Genomic DNA, 17,006 nt, shown 5'->3' with positions numbered 1-17,006 from the left:
GGCCGAAATCAGCTGCAGCCGCTGGTCGACCCGCAGCCCTCGCAGAGGTAGCAGCTGCCCGCGCGGCGCATCTTGGTGCCGCAGGAGAAGCAGAGCGGGGCGTCCGCGTTCAGGCCGAGCTGGATCTCCAGCAGCTCGGTCGAGTTGTGCGGGGCCTTGGCGGTCGGCTTGGCGACCGGCTCGGGCTTGCCGGCGGCGGGCTCGATGGTGCGCGGGGCGGACTGGGCCAGGCCCTCGACGTCGACGTCCTCCTCGAGCGGCTCGTAGGAGCCGGTCTCCAGGTGGCGCTGGCGCTCCTCGACGGAGTGGATGCCGAGCGCCGAGCGGGTCTCGAAGGGCAGGAAGTCCAGCGCCAGGCGGCGGAAGATGTAGTCGACGATCGACTGGGCCATCCGCACGTCCGGGTCGTCGGTCAGACCGGCCGGCTCGAAGCGCATGTTGGTGAACTTCGAGACGTAGGTCTCCAGCGGGACGCCGTACTGCATGCCGACCGAGACGGCGATGGAGAAGGCGTCCATCATGCCCGCGAGGGTCGAGCCCTGCTTGGACATCTTCAGGAAGACCTCGCCGAGGCCGTCGTCCGGGTAGGAGTTGGCGGTCATGTAGCCTTCGGCGCCACCCACCGTGAAGGAGGTGGTGATGCCCGGACGGCCCTTGGGCAGGCGCTTGCGGACCGGGCGGTACTCGACGACCTTCTCGACCGCGGCCGGCGCGACGGCGACCTCGGCGGCGGCCGGGGTCTTGGTCTTGGCCGAGAGCGGCTGGCCGACCTTGCAGTTGTCGCGGTAGATCGCCAGCGCCTTGACGCCCAGCTTCCAGGCCTCGAAGTAGATCTCCTCGACCTCTTCGACGGTGGCGTTCTCCGGCATGTTCACCGTCTTCGAGATCGCCCCGGAGATCCACGGCTGGATCGCCGACATCATCCGCACGTGCCCCATCGGCGAGATCGAGCGCTCACCCATCGCGCAGTCGAAGACCTCGTAGTGCTCGGGCTTCAGGCCCGGAGCGTCCAGCACGTTGCCGTGCTCGGCGATGTGGGCCACGATCGCCTCGACCGACTCGCGGTGGTAGCCCAGGCGGGCCAGCGCGCGCGGCACGGTGTTGTTGACGATCTGCATCGAGCCGCCGCCGACCAGCTTCTTGAACTTGACCAGGGCGAGGTCGGGTTCGACGCCGGTGGTGTCGCAGTCCATCATCAGGCCGATGGTGCCGGTGGGGGCGAGCACCGAGGCCTGGGCGTTGCGGAAGCCGTTCTGCGCGCCGAGCCGGAGCACGTCCTGCCAGGTCTCGGTGGCGGCGGCCCAGACGGGGGCGTCCAGGTCGTCCAGCGCGACGGCGGCCTTGCTGGCGTCCGCGTGCTGGCGCATGACCTGCTGGTGCGGGGCGGCGTTGCGGGCATAGCCGTCGTACGGGCCGACCACGCCGGCCAGTTCGGCGCCGCGGCGGTAGGCGGTGCCGGTCATCAGCGAGGTGATCGCGCCGGCCAGGGCACGGCCGCCGGCCGAGTCGTAGGCGTGGCCGGTGGCCATCAGCAGGGCGCCGAGGTTGGCGTAGCCGATGCCGAGCTGGCGGTAGGCGCGGGTGGTCTCGCCGATCTTCTCGGTCGGGAAGTCGGCGAAGCAGATCGAGATGTCCATCGCGGTGATGACCAGTTCGACGACCTTGGCGAAGGTCTCGGCATCGAAGGTGTCGTCGTCGCGCAGGAACTTCATCAGGTTCAGCGAGGCGAGGTTGCAGCTGGAGTTGTCCAGGTGCATGTACTCCGAGCACGGGTTGGAGGCGTTGATCCGGCCCGACTCGGGGCAGGTGTGCCAGTGGTTGATGGTCGAGTCGTACTGGATGCCCGGGTCGGCGCAGGCCCAGGCGGCCTCGGCCATCTTGCGGAACAGCTTCTTGGCGTCGACGGTCTCGATGACCTCGCCGGTCATCCGCGCCCGCAGGCCGAACTCGGTGCCGTTCTCGACCGCCGTCATGAACTCGTCGGAGACCCGGACCGAGTTGTTGGCGTTCTGGTACTGGACGGAGGTGATGTCGTCCCCGCCGAGGTCCATGTCGAAGCCCGCGTCGCGCAGCGCGCGGATCTTCTCCTCCTCCTTCACCTTGGTCTCGATGAAGGCCTCGACGTCCGGGTGGTCGACGTCCAGCACGACCATCTTGGCCGCGCGGCGGGTGGCGCCACCGGACTTGATGGTGCCGGCCGAGGCGTCGGCGCCGCGCATGAAGGAGACCGGGCCGGAGGCGTTGCCGCCGGAGGAGAGCAGCTCCTTGGAGGAGCGGATCCGGGAGAGGTTCAGGCCGGCGCCGGAGCCGCCCTTGAAGATCATCCCCTCTTCCTTGTACCAGTCGAGGATCGAGTCCATGGAGTCGTCGACGGCCAGGATGAAGCAGGCGCTGACCTGCTGGGGCTGCTTGGTGCCGACGTTGAACCAGACCGGCGAGTTGAAGCTGAACACCTGGTGGAGGAGGGCGTGGGTCAGCTCGTGCTCGAAGACCTCGGCGTCGGCCGGGGAGGCGAAGTAGCCGTGCTTCTCGCCGGCCGCGCGGTAGGTGAGCACCACGCGGTCGATGATCTGCTTGAGGCTCCACTCGCGCTGCTCGGTACCCACCGCGCCGCGGAAGTACTTGGAGGTGACGATGTTCACCGCGTTGACCGACCAGAAGTCGGGGAACTCGACGCCGCGCTGCTCGAAGTTGATCGAGCCGTCACGCCAGTTGGTCATGACGACGTCGCGCCGCCCCCAGCTGACCTCGTCGTAGGGGTGCACCCCAGGAGTGGTGTAGATGCGCTCGATCCGCAGACCGCCCTTGGGGGCCTTACCGGACCCCTTCGCCGCCTTCTCGGACTTCGACCCGCGTGCGGAACCGCTCGTCGTGTCAGTCACTGCTTCTCCTCCTCCTGGGCTTGCGCCCCGAATACCCCAATTGTCGCCTTTCGGCGCAGCGGGGTATCGCTGCTTCTTCGCTTCTCCTGGTGTGCGGGCAGGCCGGGGACGCCGACCGGTTCGCACGGTTTATGGGGGTTCGCGCGCCGTTTTCGGGCACGCCGCAGCCCTGCCGGGCTGCCGTGGTGCTGCTTGTCGCCTAGGGTGCCGCGGCGGGGACGGCGACCGTGGCGCCGTCGTCGTCCCGGGCTGCCGCCGGCTGCTCCGCGCCACGCAACTCGGCAATGGCGGCCTCGAAGTCCGACAGGCCGTCGTAGGCCTGGTAGACCGAGGCGAACCGCAGGTACGCGACGACGTCCAGGTCCTTGAGCGGGCCGAGTATGGCCAGTCCCACGTCGTGGGTGGAGAGCTCGGCCGAGCCGGAGGCCCGCACACACTCCTCGACCCGCTGGCCGAGCTGCGCGAGAGCGTCCTCGGTGACCGGTCGGCCCTGGCAGGCCTTGCGGACTCCGGAGATCACCTTCTCCCGACTGAACGGCTCGGTCACCCCGCTGCGCTTGATCACCATCAGCGCGGCCGTCTCCACCGTGGTGAATCGACGACCGCAGTCGGGGCACTGCCGGCGGCGACGGATCGAGCTGCCGTCGTCGGCGGCGCGGCTGTCGACCACGCGGCTGTCGGAGTGCCGGCAGAAGGGACAGTGCACGGAACCGGCTCCCTTCTGGGGTGTGACTGGCGGGCGAGCAGCGTTCAGTCTAGGCGACGTCCACCATGATCAAGAACCGGGGACCACAACCTGTGGGCTGCGAGCACCTATGTAACCACTAGATCTAGGCCGCTGTCCCGAGCGGACACGCCCGACTCGCACCCGATTCGGGTATCACTCGGCTCACCCGCCGCAATCGACGCTGGTCAGTCGGGGAGACCTCGGACCCGACTCACCCGGACAGCCGAGCAGCGGATTCCGGTCGACTGTCGGCGACATCACCCCCTTGCCCCATCGACCCGCCCGGCGCCCCTAGAATCGACTCGATCGAACATTTAATCGACATACACCGAATGCCTTGATCAAGTCAGCCGACTCCTCGATAATTCACTCGAACGTGTGTTTGGCGCAACCTTTCGATAGGTGCTGCCGTTGGGCTGGGCAGGCAAGGGAGAACGCCCGACGAGAGGGGCCGCCGTGAGCGCCGTACAGAGCAGCACCAGCAGTTCCACCGCTATCCAGAACCTCCCGAACACCGTCGCCGACAGCCGAGGCATCCCGGTGCAGGACCGCACCCAGCAGCACGCGGGCCGGGTCGCCACCGAGCGACCCCACACCGACCAGCAGAGCTTGGACCAGAACATGGACCGCAGCGACAGTCGCCCCGGAGCCACCCCGGGCTACCTCCCCGACCAGAGCGTCGAGCACGCCTCGGTGCAGGACGTGCCGCTCGGCCTGCCGAACGGCACGGTCCGCTCGCTGCCGGGCCGCCCACCCGGCATCCGCACCGACGAGGCCGGGCTGACCGAACGCCAGCGCCGGGTGATCGACGTGATCCGGGACTCCGTGCAGCGTCGCGGCTACCCGCCGAGCATGCGGGAGATCGGCCAGGCCGTCGGCCTCTCCTCCACCTCCTCGGTGGCGCACCAGCTGATGGCGCTGGAGCGCAAGGGCTTCCTGCGCCGCGACCCGCACCGCCCGCGGGCCTACGAGGTCCGCGGTGTCGAGGTGACCCGGCCGAACACCGCCGAGGCCGCCGGGCGTCCGTCCACCTCCTACGTCCCGCTGGTGGGCCGGATCGCCGCCGGTGGGCCGATCCTGGCCGAGCAGACCGTCGAGGACGTCTTCCCGCTGCCCCGCCAGCTGGTCGGCGAGGGCGAGCTGTTCGCCCTGACCGTGCGCGGTGACTCGATGATCGAGGCCGCGATCTGCGACGGCGACTGGGTCACCGTGCGCCGCCAGCCGGTCGCCGAGAACGGCGACATCGTGGCCGCGATGATCGACGGCGAGGCCACGGTGAAGCGGCTCAAGCGCGAGGACGGCCGGATCTGGCTGCTGCCGCACAACCCCGCCTACGAGCCCATCCCGGGCGACAACGCGACCATCCTGGGCAAGGTCGTGGCGGTGCTGCGGCGCCTGTGACGCCGCGGCGCCATGCGCGAGGGCCCCTACCGACGAAGATCGGCAGGGGCCCTCGCGCGTGGCGCCCGTCCAGCGGCGACCGTGCTCAGCCGCGCTTGGCGACCGGCCTGGGCGGCGGCGCGCTCGCCGCGATCGCCGCCAGCGAGCGCCGCACCTGGTTGCGGTCGGTGGTGTACCAGAAGTCCGGCATCGAGGACCGGAAGAAGCCGCCGTACCGGGCCGTGGCCAGCCGCGGATCGAGCACCGCGACCACGCCGCGGTCGTCGGCCGCGCGGACCAGCCGGCCCGCACCCTGCGCCATCAGCAGCGCGGCATGGGTCGCCGCCACCGCCATGAAGCCGTTGCCGCCGGCCTCCTCGACCGCCTTCTGCCGCGCGCTCATCAGCGGATCGTCCGGACGCGGGAACGGGATCCGGTCCATCACCACCAGCTGGCAGGCGGAACCCGGCACGTCCACCCCCTGCCAGAGCGAGAGGGTGCCGAAGAGGCAGGTCCCCGGATCGCTCGCGAAGGCCCGGATCAACTCGCCCAGGGTGTCCTCACCCTGCAGCAGGATCGGGAAGTCCAGCCGCTCGCGCAGCTGCTCGGCGGCCGTCTGGGCGGCCCGCATCGAGGAGAAGAGGCCCAGCGTGCGCCCGCCGGCCGCCTCGACCAACTCGGCCAGCTCGTCCAGCATCTGCGGCCGGTCCGGCTCCCGGCCGGGCGGCGGCAGGTGCTTGGCGACGTAGAGGATGCCCTGCTTCGGATAGGAGAAGGGCGAGCCGACATCGAGCCCGCGCCAGTACGGCGGGGCGTCCTCCCCCTCGGCCCGCTCCGGCTCGCCGGCCGCCCGCTGGTCCGGCAGCCGCCCCTCGCCCGGCAGGCCCACCGAGGCGGCCACGCCGGTGAAGTCCCCGCCGAGCTTCAGGGTGGCCGAGGTGAGCACCACCGAGCGCTCCTTGTAGAGGTTCTCCCGCAGCAGCCCGGAGACGCTCATCGGCGCCACCCGCAGCGAGGCGGGGACCAGCCCGTAGCGGTCGTTGCGCTCGATCCAGACCACGTCGTAGGGCGACTCGGAGAGCAGCCGCTCGGTGGTGTCGTGCAGCGTCTCGGCGGCGGCCATCGCCTGCTTGCGCACCGCGTCCTCGTCGGAGAGCCCCTTGTCCCTGGTCTCACCGAGCGAGGTGATCACCAGGCGGCTGGCGTCCCGGATCGCGGCCACCGCGTAGCCGAGGTACTCGGGCAGCTCGTCGACCTTGCCGGGCTGGGCCGTCTCCATCAGGCCGTGGTAGCTCTCGGCGGCGGCCTGCAGCGCGTCCACCGCCTTCTCGTTGGCGAGCCGGGCGGCCCGCTTGACGGCCCGGTTGACCGCGCCGACGGTCAGCTCGGCGGTGGCCGCGCCGGTCACCCGGTTCACCAGCTCGTGCGCCTCGTCGATGATCAGCAGCTCGTGCTCGGGCAGCACCGGAGCGCCCTCGATCGCGTCGATCGCCAGCAGCGCGTGGTTGGTGACCACCACGTCGGCGAGCTTGGCCCGCTCGCGGGCCTTCTCCGCGAAGCACTCCTGGCCGTACGCGCAGCGGCTGGCCCCCAGGCACTCCCGGGAACTGACGGAGAGTTGGGCCCAGGCCTTGTCGGAGACGCCGGGACTCATGTCGTCGCGGTCGCCGGTCTCGGTCTCGCCCGCCCAGTCGCGCAGCCGCAGCACGTCCTGACCGAGCTTGCCGCTCGGGCCGCCGAGCGCCTCCACCGGGTCGAACAGGCCCTCGCCCTCCTCGCTCGGGGTGCCCTCGTTGGCCCGGTGCAGGCAGACGTAGTTGGAGCGGCCCTTGAGCATCGCGAACAGCGGGCGGCGCCGCAGGATCGGCTGCAGCGCCTCCACCGTGCGGGGCAAGTCCCGCTCCACCAGCTGGCGTTGCAGTGCCAGGGTGGCGGTGGCGACCACCACGCGATCGCCGTGGGCGAGCGCGGGGACCAGGTAGGCGAGGGACTTGCCGGTGCCGGTGCCGGCCTGGACCAGGAGGTGTTCGGCGCTGTCGACGGCCTCGGCCACGGCCTGGGCCATCTGGAGCTGACCGGGGCGCTCGACTCCGCCGACCGCGGTGACCGCGGCGTGCAGGAGCTCGGGGATGCGGCCGGTCGGCACGGGGCCGGGGCCCGAAGTGGGTGCGCCCTCGGCGGGCAGCAGCTGGGGTGCGGAGTCGTTCGTCATGGCCCTTCCAGCCTACGGGGCCGGACTGACAACACCCTCGCGCGGACCGGGCAGCCCCACCCGGGCAGCGGCCAGCGGGTTGACCACCTGCCCGTACACCGCCGCGTGCGGGCGGGCCGGCCGGTCCCGGTAGCCGTCCAGCAGCAGCCGGTTGCGGTTGAGGCAGAGCCGGTCGATGGTCGGGGTGAACAGGTCGAAGAGCGCGAAGCGCTCGGCCAGCTCGGGAAAGCGCGCCTGATGGGCCAGGATCTCGGCGCGCAGCAGGCCCCAGAACTCCGCCTCCGGCAGGGCGAGTCGGCGTTCCAGCAGCGGGGCCAGGTAGCGGTAGACGCCGATGAACAGGCCCGCGTGCAGGAACTGGCACAGCCCCGCCGGCTCCGCGCGCAGCAGCACCTCGGCCACCGCGGGCGGCAGCTCGCGCAGTTCGGGCAGGTCCTGGTCGCTCAGGTTGACGTCGTCGACGAAGTCCTTGATCGCGAGCCGGACCGGGACGTCGCGCTCGTCGAAGAGCAGGATCGCGTTCTCGCCGTGCGGGGAGAAGACCGTGCCGTAGCGGTAGAGGAAGTGCAGCAGCGGCGGCAGCATCACGTGCAGCAGCCGGGCCGTCCAGTCCCGCGCGGACAGTCCCGAGCGCGCGATCAGCTCCTCGACCAGGGCCCGGCCGTCCGTCCCGACCTGCAGCAGCGCGGCAAGGGTGCGCCCGCGCTCCCCCGGTGCGAGGTAGCCGCCCAGTGGTTCGCGCCAGATCGCGCCGAGCAGCTCCTTGTACTGGTAGGGCGCCTCCGGCAGCCGCGCGTAGTAGGGGTGCTGGACGGTGACCGAGGCGACCTCGCCGAGCAGCACCACCCGGCACTCCTCGCGCAGGAAGGGGTCGCCGTCGCGCAGCCCGTGGATCCAGGCGGTGACGGCCGGCGCGGCCAGCGTGCGCTCGGTCGGCAGCCCGCGCCAGACCAGGGTGTTGAGCACCGAGAGCGGCAGCTTGACGGTGTGCCGGTGCGGGCTGGTGACGTTGAAGAAGGAGCGGATCGACTGCTGCGGCAGCCGCAGGTCGCGGTCGGCGGGCAGCAGGACGATCCGGCCCTCGGCGATCCAGGGCGCGAAGAGCGGCAGGACCGTCTCGTCCCACTGCCAGGGGTGCACCGGCAGCAGCAGGTAGCCGGCCGGGTCCAGGCCCTGGTCGACCAGCAGCCGCCGGTACCGCGCCAGCACCTCGCCGTCCAGCTCCGCGCGGTAGAGCGGCTCGGCCTCGGCCAGGTCGCCGACGCCCCGGTACTGGGCCAGGTCGCGGTGGACGGCGAGCCAGCTCAGCGGCTGCGGCGTGCGGGCCTCGGGCGTCCAGCGGGCGGCATCGGTGGCGGAGAAGCCGAGCCGGCCCTTGTTGAGCACCAGCCACGGGTGGCCGCTCTGCCGGCCCTCGAGCGCGGTGTGGTCCAGCTCGGCCAGCTCGGCCGCGCTCAGCGCGTCGGCCGCCAGCCGCACGTCGGCCAGCAGCGTGGCGGTCAGCTCCCGGACCAGGTGGCCGCTGGTGTCCCCGGCGAGCCCGAGTAACCGGCGGGCCGCCAGCACGAACTCGAACGGGTCGTCGGCCGGGCGCTCACCGGCCCGGATCGACTCCGGGTCGACCTGCCAACTGCCGTACGCCCCGCGCCGGGCCGCGAACCGGTACTCGGGCCCGTCGGGCAGGGCGAGCCGGTAGCCGCCCGGGACGGGTTCGGGCCGCAGCAGTTCCTCGTAGCTGAACTCCGCGAGCAGCTTGGCCAGCAGCGCGCGGCAGGCCGCACGCCAGCGCGGGCGGGTCAGCGGGTCCTGGGGCAGCGAGTCCTGGGGCAGCGGACCTCGGGGCAGCGGGTCATCGGCGGGCGGACGGGGCACTGTTCCACTCCTCGGGGAAGGCGGCCCCCTGGGCGGGCAGGGCGGCCGGGGCGAAGCTGGTCCAGGCGGTCCTGGCGGGCAGCCGGTGCACCGTGCGGCCGGTGAGCGCGTTGAGGATCACCGCCGCACGATGGGCGCCGAGACCGAGGTCGGGCGTCCCGACACCGTGGGTGTGCAGCTCGGCGTTCTGCACGTACAGGCCGCCGGTCAGCTCGGCCGCGGTGGCCACCCGGTGGTCCAGGTCGACCCGGAACCGGCCCTGCTCGTCCCAGTCGATCAGCTCGGCCAGCGGTTCCACGGCCGCCGGACGCCCGGCCCGGTAGCCGGTGGCCAGCACCACGGCATCGGTGCGGACCACCCGCCGCAGCCCGGAGTCCCGGTGCAGGCAGCGCAGTTCCAGGCCGCCGCAGGGACCGGGCAGCGCCTCGGTCACCTCGGTGCCGGGGACGATCTCGACGTCGGGGGCACCGATCGGGCGGCCGATGGTGCGTTCGTAGAGCAGGTCGTGGATCTCGGCCAGGGTCTCGGCGCTCGCCGCCTTGTGCAGCTGCCACTGCTCGGCCACCAGCCGGTCGCGGACGGGGGCGGGCAGGCCGTGGAAGTAGCGGGTGTAGTCAGGGGTGAAGTGCTCCAGGCCGAGCTTGGAGTACTCCATCGGGGCCAGCGCCCTGCTCCGGGTGAGCCAGCGCAGCCGGGTGCCGTCACCCGTCGGCAGGGTGCGCAGCAGGTCCAGGAAGACCTCGGCGCCGGACTGCCCCGAGCCGACCACGGTGATGTCCCGGGCGCCGGTCAGCGCCGCCCGGCGCTGCAGGTACTCGCCGGAGTGGAAGACGGTGGGCCGCCCGGACAGCGCGGCGAAGGCCGACGGGCGGACCGGCTCGGTGCCGACCCCGAGCACCAGGTTGCGGGCCCGCACCCGCTGCTGGCCGGCCGGCCCGCGCAGCGTGGCGGTGAAGGCGCCGTCCGCCCAGCCCACCGCCGTGACCTCGGTGCCGAACCGGCAGTCGGCCAGCCCCTCGGCGACCCAGCGGCAGTAGTGGTCGTACTCCCGGCGCGGCAGTTGGAACCGCTCGGCGAAGTAGAACGGGAAGAGCCGGTCGTGCGCGCGCAGGTAGTTGAGGAAGGACCAGGGGTTGGTCGGATCGACCAGCGATACCAGGTCGGCCAGGAACGGCACCTGCATCCTGGCCCCGTCCACCAGCATCCCGGGGTGCCAGCGGAACTCGGGCCGGCGGTCGCAGAACAGCGCCCGCAGCCGCGGCTGCCGGTCGACCAGCGCGGCCAGCGAGAGGTTGAACGGGCCGATGCCGACGCCCAGGACATCGAGCGGGCCGTCGGCCGCCACGTCGAACGGGGTTTCCAGCACAGCGAGCTGATCATCCATCAGGCCTCCCTCTCACGCATCATCAGTGCCGCGCGCTTCTCCGGCAGCTCGATCTCGCCCACCGTGCTGAAGCCGGCCCGGCGAAAGGCCCGCACCGAGGCGGTGTTGCGGACATCGGGCTCGGCGACCACCCGCGGACTGGTCCGCAGCAGGTGCTGGGCCATCGCCGCGAGCAGCGCACCGCCCAGCCCCCGCCCGCGGCTCTCGGGCGGGCCCAGCAGCAGGTGCAAGCCGATGTCGCCGGGCTCGGCCGGGTAGTACTCGGCCAGCCGGTCCCGCTCCACCCGGTAGACCTCCCAGTAGCTCATCGGCACGCCGTCCAGCAGGCCGAGTTGGGGAACGCTGCGGCCATCCCCCTCCAGTTGGGCCCGCACGTGCCGCTCGGTCCGCTCGGGCGGACCGGCCAGCTCCCAGAAGGCGTCCACCGCCGGGTCGTTCATCCAGCCGGTGATCAGCGGCAGGTCCTCGGGTCGCACGATCCGCAGCCGGAAACCCCCCACCGGCGTGGTCAGCGCGGTCATCCGGCCGCCACCGGGTTGGGGATGGTGACGTAGACGGACTGCGTCTCCACCGGGCCGACCAGCTCGTCCAGCCCGTGCAGCCGGGTGAGCATGTTGGCTTTGCAGCGCAGTTCGCGGGCGGCCAGCAGGTGGGCGGGCAGCGTGGAACCGGTGGCGGCGACGGCCGGGCAGGCCAGGAACCGGCGCAGCGCCGCGAGCAGCACCCGCTCGTCGGCCAGCCGCTGCGAGCCGAACGCGCCGATCAGGCCGAGGACGTGGTTGATCCCCAGGTAGTAGGCGAAGCGCTCGTCCGCCACCGCGTCCTCGACGAAGGTGTCGCTGTCCCGGCCGAGACCGGGCAGCCGGGCCTCCAGCCGCTCGGCGTGCGACGCGCGGAAGTAGTACCCCTGGTTGTCGCGGAACCGGCCGCCGGTCGGCCAGCCGTCGGCGTCCAGCAGCACCAGGCTGTTCTGCTGGTGGGCCTCCAGCGCGATGCCGGCCCGCCCGTCCAGCCAGAGCACCGGCAGCACCACGGCGTCCAGGTAGCGCAGGAACCACTCGGCTGCCACGGTCGGCAGCGGCCGACCGCTGCGCCGGGCCAACGAGCGCAGCAGGTCGCCGAGTTCGGACGGCACGTCGAGGACCGGCTCGCCCAGTGGCCGCTCGGCGACCAGCGCGGCCACGCAGATCGCCCGGTCGGTGTCGGCGAACGGCTGCTGCCGCAGCACGGTGTCCAGGCCGCCGGGGCTGTGCGCGCCGAGCCCCGGCAGGTCCACCCCGATCCAGGCCGGGTCGCGGATGATGTCGAAGCCGGGGTGCGCGGCCCGCCACTCGGCGCTCAGCCCGGCCTCCAGCAGCCGGTGCACCTCCAGGCCCCGGTGCAGTTCCTTGCGCAGGTTCTCCCGGCGGGAGTTGGTGATCCGCAGGCCGAGCGAGAGCTTGAGCATCCAGGCGGTGCCCGGGCGGTAGACGGTGCGCACAGAGGAGGTCGGGAACCAGGGGGCGCCGTGCCGGCCGAGGTCGTGCAGCGCGCCGTCGGCCAGCAGCCGGGCGATCTGCGGTCGGCGTTCCAACTCCTGCGCCTGCCAGGGGTGCAGCGGCAGCGCGGCGGTGTTCGGCGGCAACAGCTCGGGCGCGCCGAGCAGTTCGGCGGTCAGCTGCTCGGCGGGCACCGCCAGCGCCGAGCCGGCGGCGAGCAGGTCGCGGTCGACGGCGTACCAGTGCAGCGCGAAGGAGCCGCGCAGCTCGGGCGAGTAGGCCGCGCTCTGGGCGGGCCCGAGGCCGTCGCGGCTCTTCGGGTCGGGCTGCAGCGGGTGCCCGAGCAGCAGCGACTGCTCGGCCCGCAGGAAGGCGGAGTCCGGCCCCGGGCCCGGGTTCCCGCGCCGGTGGCGCAGCACGTCGGCGGTCCGCCGGACGGAGTCGGCCACCCTGCCGACCATGTCGGCGAGTTGCTCGGCGCCCGGGTGCGCGTCGGCCGAGCGGGCCAGCAACGCGGCCGCGGTCACCGCGTCCAGCGGGTTGCCGGTCTCGGCCCGGCCGGCGGCCAGCACGGCCGGCCCGAACCGGTGCCAGCCGCACGGCGACCAGTACCGCACGCCCGCCAGCAGCCGGGCCGCCCCGCCCAGCACCGGAACCCGCAGCACGCCGTCCTGATCCGGGCGGGCCCCGGTCTCCCGGCACCAGCAGCGCAGCAGCCCCTCGATCGCCGCCTGCTCGGCCGCGACCGAGGGGTCCTGGTGCAGCAGCGGATCCGACTCGGCCAACTGGTCCAGCTGTCGCGGGACGGTGGCCGGGGCTCCGGTCAGGGCGGTGCTCAAGACTGCTCCTCGGTGCGCTTGGGGAGGGCACCGCCGGCGCGTACACCCCGGCGGAGGACATCCACTTGGTCCAACGAGCGGAGCGCCGGGTAATCACGCCCTACGGTCCTGCGGTCACCGATCGATGACCCCCCATCACCTGTCGCCACCGGGGTGCGGACCCGCCTGTCCTGGCCGCATGGGAAACTCCATGGGTGCCCGGCGGACGGCCCGCAGGCCCCGCCGCCATACTCCACCTGGGGGAACTGAACAGATGTCACCGATGAACGGCGGAACCCGCCGACGCACCGCGGCAGCCGGCGCCGTGGCCGCCCTGACCCTCTTCGCCACGGCCGCCTGCGGGTCGAGCGACACCCCGAAGGCGGCGCCCGCCCCGAGCCCGACCGCGGTCACCGCGTCGCCGTCGAGCGCGCTCGCGCTGCCCGGTGGCCTGGGCCTGCCCAGCCTGAACGACCTGAAGCACTGGAAGCTCTCCGACTGGGACAGCTGGGCCAAGCAGCACGCGATCCCGCAGGCGGTCAAGGGCTTCTGGAACCTGCAGAAGATGCTCCAGGCCAAGCCGAACGACCCGGTCGTCCCGCCGCAGCAGCCCACCGGCGGCAGCAGCAGCGGCACCGGCAGCAGCACTGGCGGCAGCAGCGACACCGACCCGCTGCCCGCCCCGATCGCGGCCGAGGCGGTGCCCCACCCGTACGCGCAGAACGCGGTGGACGGCAAGCTCTTCTTCGACATCAGCTCCTCCCAGCACGCGGTCTGCTCGGCCACCGTGATCTCCGACCCGCAGCACCCGGGCAAGAGCAACCTGATCTGGACCGCCGGGCACTGCATCACCAGCGGGAAGAGCGGCCAGCAGTACAGCAACCTCGCCTTCGTCCCGGCCTTCAACAGCTCCGGCGCGGTCAGCGGCGGCCAGCAGCCGACCAGCCAGAGCCAGTTCGCGCCGTTCGGCGTCTGGGACGCCACCCAGGCGATCTCCTCGCCGCAGTGGTACGCGGAGGGCTCCGAGACCGGCGGCCCGGCCAGCCAGTGCGACTTCGCGATCATCCGAGTGCAGAACGAGAACGGCAACGGGAAGTCGCTGGAGGAGACGGTCGGCGGCTCGGTGCCGGTCTGGTTCAACGCTCCGCGCGACCAGCTGAAGATCACCGCGGTCGGCTACCCGGCCGCCCCGCCCTTCAACGGCACCCAGATGGAGCGCTGCGCGGGCGGCCAGGCCTCCCGGATCTCCTTCGACACCTCGCGCCCGGCGATGAACGTGATCGGCTGCGGGATGACCGCCGGCTCCAGCGGCGGCGGCTGGTTCGCGGACCGCGGCGGCAAGCCGGCCCTGGTCAGCAACACCTCGATCGGCCCCCAGGAGAGCGGCTGGCTGGCCGGCCCCTACCTGGACGACGTGGCGCAGAGCGCGCTGGACTACATCAGCAAGAAAAGTTGACGGTGCGACGGACCATCACCAGGGCGGCGGCGGCCGCCGCCCTGGCCACCGTCCTGGCCCTCACCGCCGGGTGCGGCGCGGGCGGCAGTGAGCACCGGGCCAGGGCCGACGCCGCCGCGCTGCGCGACCCGCGGAGCTGGAGCGCCGCCGACTGGTCCCGGTGGGCGCGGCAGCACCTGCTGAAGAACGAGATCGCCAAGGACCTCTGGTCACCCGCCGCGATGAAGGCGGCCACTCCGGCCGCCCCGGCCGCGCCGGTCGCCGCTCCGCAGCCGCCCGCCGTGCCCACCGCCACGCCCACCACCCCCGCGCCGACCGCCTCGGCCGGCACCGCCGCACCCACCGCCATTCCGTCCAGCACCGCCCCGACGGTGGCGGACCCCCAGAACGACCCGCTGCCCGCCGCCGTCCCGGCGCAGGCCGCCCCGCATCCCTACCCGCCCGACCTGGCGGTCTTCGGCAGGATCTTCGCCACCAGCCCGCGGGGCACCTACGTCTGCTCCGGCACCGTGGTGAGCGACCCGCAGCACCCGGGCAGGAGCAACCTGGTGTGGACCGCCGGACACTGCCTGCACAGCGGCAAGGGCGGCGACTGGCTGAAGAACATCGCCTTCGTCCCGGACTACAACAGCTCGGACGCGGCCGGTGGCGGCCGCGCCGCCACGCTGGCCCAGGTCGCGCCCTACGGCCGCTGGTGGGCGAACGACGCCATGGTGGCGCCGCAGTGGATGGCCCAGGGCGGCGACTCGGGCGGCGCGGTCAACCAGGACGACTCGGGGGTCATCCGGGTCACCGACCCGGACCTGCCGGGCAGGTCACTGGAGGAGGAGGTCGGCGGCTCGGTACCGATCTGGTTCGACGCCCCGCGCGACCGGCTCACCTCGGTCACCGCCTACGGGTTCCCGGCCGCCCTGCCGTTCGACGGCCAGCAGTTGGAGTCCTGCGCCGGCGGCCAGCCGGGCCGGCTCTCCTACGACCCGACCCGGCCGACCATGCTGACCATCGGCTGCACCATGACCGCCGGCGCCAGCGGCGGCGGCTGGTTGGCACTCGGCCCCGACGGCAGGCCGACCCTGGTCAGCAACACCTCGATCGGCCCGAGCCCGGCGGCCTGGGTGGCCGGGCCCGAGCTGGACGACCAGGCGAAGCAGATGTTCACCGCCATGACGCAGCTGCCCTGAGCCGGCCCGGGACAGCGGGAAGGGCCCCGGCACCAGCCGGGGCCCTTCCCGTTCGTCGCTCGGTCCAGCCGCTCAGTGCTGCACGGCCACCGCGTAGCGCTCCAGCTCGGCGGCCAGCTCGGCCTCGACCTTGGCCCGCAGCAGCGTGCCCTCACCGGTGTGCTCGGTCTCCAGCAGCTCGCCCTCCGCGTGCACCCGGGAGACCAGGTCGCCCCGGGTGTACGGAACCAGCGCCTGGACCTCGACGGCCGGGCGCGGCAGCTCCTGGTCGATCAGCTGCAGCAGCTCCGCGATCCCCTGCCCGGAGCGGGCCGAGACCACGATCGCGTGCGGCTCGCGGCGCAGCAGCCGCTGCAGCACGTGCGGGTCGGCGGCGTCGGCCTTGTTGATCACCACGATCTCCGGCACGTGCTGCGCGTCGACCGAGACGATCACCTCGCGGACGGCCGCCAGCTGGGTCTCCGGCTCGGGGTGCGAGCCGTCCACCACGTGCAGGATCAGGTCAGCGTCGGCGACCTCCTCCATGGTCGAGCGGAAGGCCTCGACCAGGTGGTGCGGCAGGTGCCGGACGAAGCCGACCGTGTCGGCCAGCGTGTAGAGCCGCCCGCCCGGGGTGGTGGCCCGCCGCACGGTCGGGTCCAGGGTGGCGAACAGCGAGTTCTCCACCAGGACGCCGGCGCCGGTGAGCCGGTTGAGCAGCGAGGACTTGCCGGCGTTGGTGTAGCCGGCAATCGCGACCGAGGGCACCTGGTGGCGCTTGCGCTCCTGGCGCTTGGTGTCCCGGCCCTTCTTCATGTCGGCGATCTCCCTGCGGAGCTTCGCCATCTTCTCGCGGATCCGCCGCCGGTCGGTCTCGATCTTGGTCTCACCGGGACCACGGGTGGCCATCCCGCCGCCCGAGGAGCCGGAGCCACCGCCACCCATCTGCCGGGAGAGCGACTGACCCCAGCCGCGCAGGCGCGGCAGCATGTACTGCATCTGCGCCAGCGAGACCTGGGCCTTGCCCTCCCGGGACTTGGCGTGCTGGGCGAAGATGTCCAGGATCAGCGCGGTCCGGTCGACCACCTTGACCTTCACCACGTCCTCGAGGTGGATCAGCTGACCCGGGGTCAGCTCACCGTCGCAGACCACGGTGTCGGCGCCGGTGGCGGCGACGATGTCACGCAGTTCCCTGGCCTTGCCGGAGCCGATGTAGGTGGCGGCATCCGGCTTGTCGCGGCGCTGGATCACCCCGTCGAGCACCTGGGAGCCGGCGGTCTCGGCGAGCGCGGCGAGCTCGGCCAGCGAGTTCTCGGCCTCCTCGACGGTGCCGTCGGTCCAGACGCCCACCAGCACCACGCGCTCCAGGCGCAGCTGGCGGTACTCGACCTCGGTGACGTCCTCGAGTTCGGTGGACAGGCCCGCCACGCGGCGCAGTGCGGCGCGCTCGCTGCGGTCGTACTGGTCACCGTCGTAGTTCCGGCCGAAGTCCTCGTCGATCGCCGCGAGGTCCTCGTCCATCAGGGCTTCGGCCCGGAGGCCAGCGGGACCGCGGGCGCTGCGGCCGGTGGTCGCGCTGGAAAAATCGCGGTCTTCGAACGTGGAGGTCATCGTGTCCTTAGGGTCTCGACGGGGCT

The 17,006-nt window shown here is 72.6% G+C and carries 11 protein-coding genes; 3 read left to right on the top strand and 8 right to left on the bottom strand.

Annotation, left to right across the window (positions count from 1 at the left end; genetic code table 11):
• Positions 1–8: 8 nt before the first annotated feature.
• Both OG403_RS25095 and nrdR read right to left on the bottom strand, forming a co-directional pair.
• Complete coding sequence (locus tag OG403_RS25095; protein ID WP_329568054.1) at positions 9–2,882, bottom strand: vitamin B12-dependent ribonucleotide reductase; 2,874 nt, start codon at positions 2,880–2,882, stop codon at positions 9–11.
• 199 nt (positions 2,883–3,081) lie between these two features.
• Positions 3,082–3,588: a transcriptional regulator NrdR gene (nrdR, locus tag OG403_RS25090; protein ID WP_329568052.1), complete on the bottom strand. Its 507-nt coding sequence runs from the start codon at positions 3,586–3,588 to the stop codon at positions 3,082–3,084.
• Between the two features lie 714 nt (positions 3,589–4,302).
• Here nrdR and lexA point away from each other — a divergent pair.
• Positions 4,303–5,010, top strand: coding sequence for a transcriptional repressor LexA (gene lexA / locus OG403_RS25085; RefSeq protein WP_442911086.1), 708 nt, complete (start codon positions 4,303–4,305; stop codon positions 5,008–5,010).
• Between the two features lie 85 nt (positions 5,011–5,095).
• On the opposite strand, the gene OG403_RS25080 is transcribed toward lexA, so the two are convergent.
• From OG403_RS25080 to OG403_RS25060, 5 genes are read right to left on the bottom strand one after another with little or no spacing between them, the layout of a single operon-like run.
• Positions 5,096–7,201 carry an ATP-dependent DNA helicase gene (locus tag OG403_RS25080; RefSeq protein WP_329568047.1) on the bottom strand — a complete coding sequence of 702 codons (2,106 nt, stop codon included), beginning with the start codon at positions 7,199–7,201 and terminating at the stop codon, positions 5,096–5,098.
• Between the two features lie 12 nt (positions 7,202–7,213).
• A complete protein-coding gene (locus OG403_RS25075; RefSeq protein WP_442910978.1) occupies positions 7,214–9,073 on the bottom strand; it encodes an IucA/IucC family protein in 1,860 nt (619 codons plus the stop codon).
• On the bottom strand, positions 9,051–10,457 hold the full coding sequence (locus OG403_RS25070) for a lysine N(6)-hydroxylase/L-ornithine N(5)-oxygenase family protein (RefSeq protein WP_329568045.1): 1,407 nt from the start codon (positions 10,455–10,457) through the stop codon (positions 9,051–9,053). Before OG403_RS25070 ends, OG403_RS25075 begins: the two co-directional genes overlap by 23 nt.
• Complete coding sequence (locus OG403_RS25065; RefSeq protein ID WP_329572540.1) at positions 10,457–11,083, bottom strand: GNAT family N-acetyltransferase; 627 nt, start codon at positions 11,081–11,083, stop codon at positions 10,457–10,459. Before OG403_RS25065 ends, OG403_RS25070 begins: the two co-directional genes overlap by 1 nt.
• Positions 10,975–12,774, bottom strand: coding sequence for an IucA/IucC family protein (locus OG403_RS25060; RefSeq protein ID WP_442910977.1), 1,800 nt, complete (start codon positions 12,772–12,774; stop codon positions 10,975–10,977). Before OG403_RS25060 ends, OG403_RS25065 begins: the two co-directional genes overlap by 109 nt.
• Positions 12,775–13,036: 262 nt before the next feature.
• On the opposite strand from OG403_RS25060, the gene OG403_RS25055 reads away from it, so the two are divergent.
• Complete coding sequence (locus OG403_RS25055) at positions 13,037–14,209, top strand: trypsin-like serine peptidase (RefSeq protein WP_329568043.1); 1,173 nt, start codon at positions 13,037–13,039, stop codon at positions 14,207–14,209.
• 2 nt (positions 14,210–14,211) lie between these two features.
• Positions 14,212–15,390, top strand: coding sequence for a trypsin-like serine peptidase (locus OG403_RS25050; protein WP_329568041.1), 1,179 nt, complete (start codon positions 14,212–14,214; stop codon positions 15,388–15,390).
• 72 nt (positions 15,391–15,462) lie between these two features.
• Here OG403_RS25050 and hflX read toward each other — a convergent pair whose 3' ends face one another.
• The gene (hflX, locus tag OG403_RS25045) at positions 15,463–16,980 is read right to left on the bottom strand and encodes a GTPase HflX (protein WP_442910976.1); all 1,518 of its coding nucleotides are present in this window, start codon (positions 16,978–16,980) and stop codon (positions 15,463–15,465) included.
• Positions 16,981–17,006 lie beyond the last annotated feature (26 nt).

It is taken from the genome of Kitasatospora sp. NBC_01266 (assembly GCF_036242395.1).
Classification (GTDB): domain Bacteria; phylum Actinomycetota; class Actinomycetes; order Streptomycetales; family Streptomycetaceae; genus Kitasatospora.
This window is presented reverse-complemented; position numbering and strand designations above follow the sequence as displayed.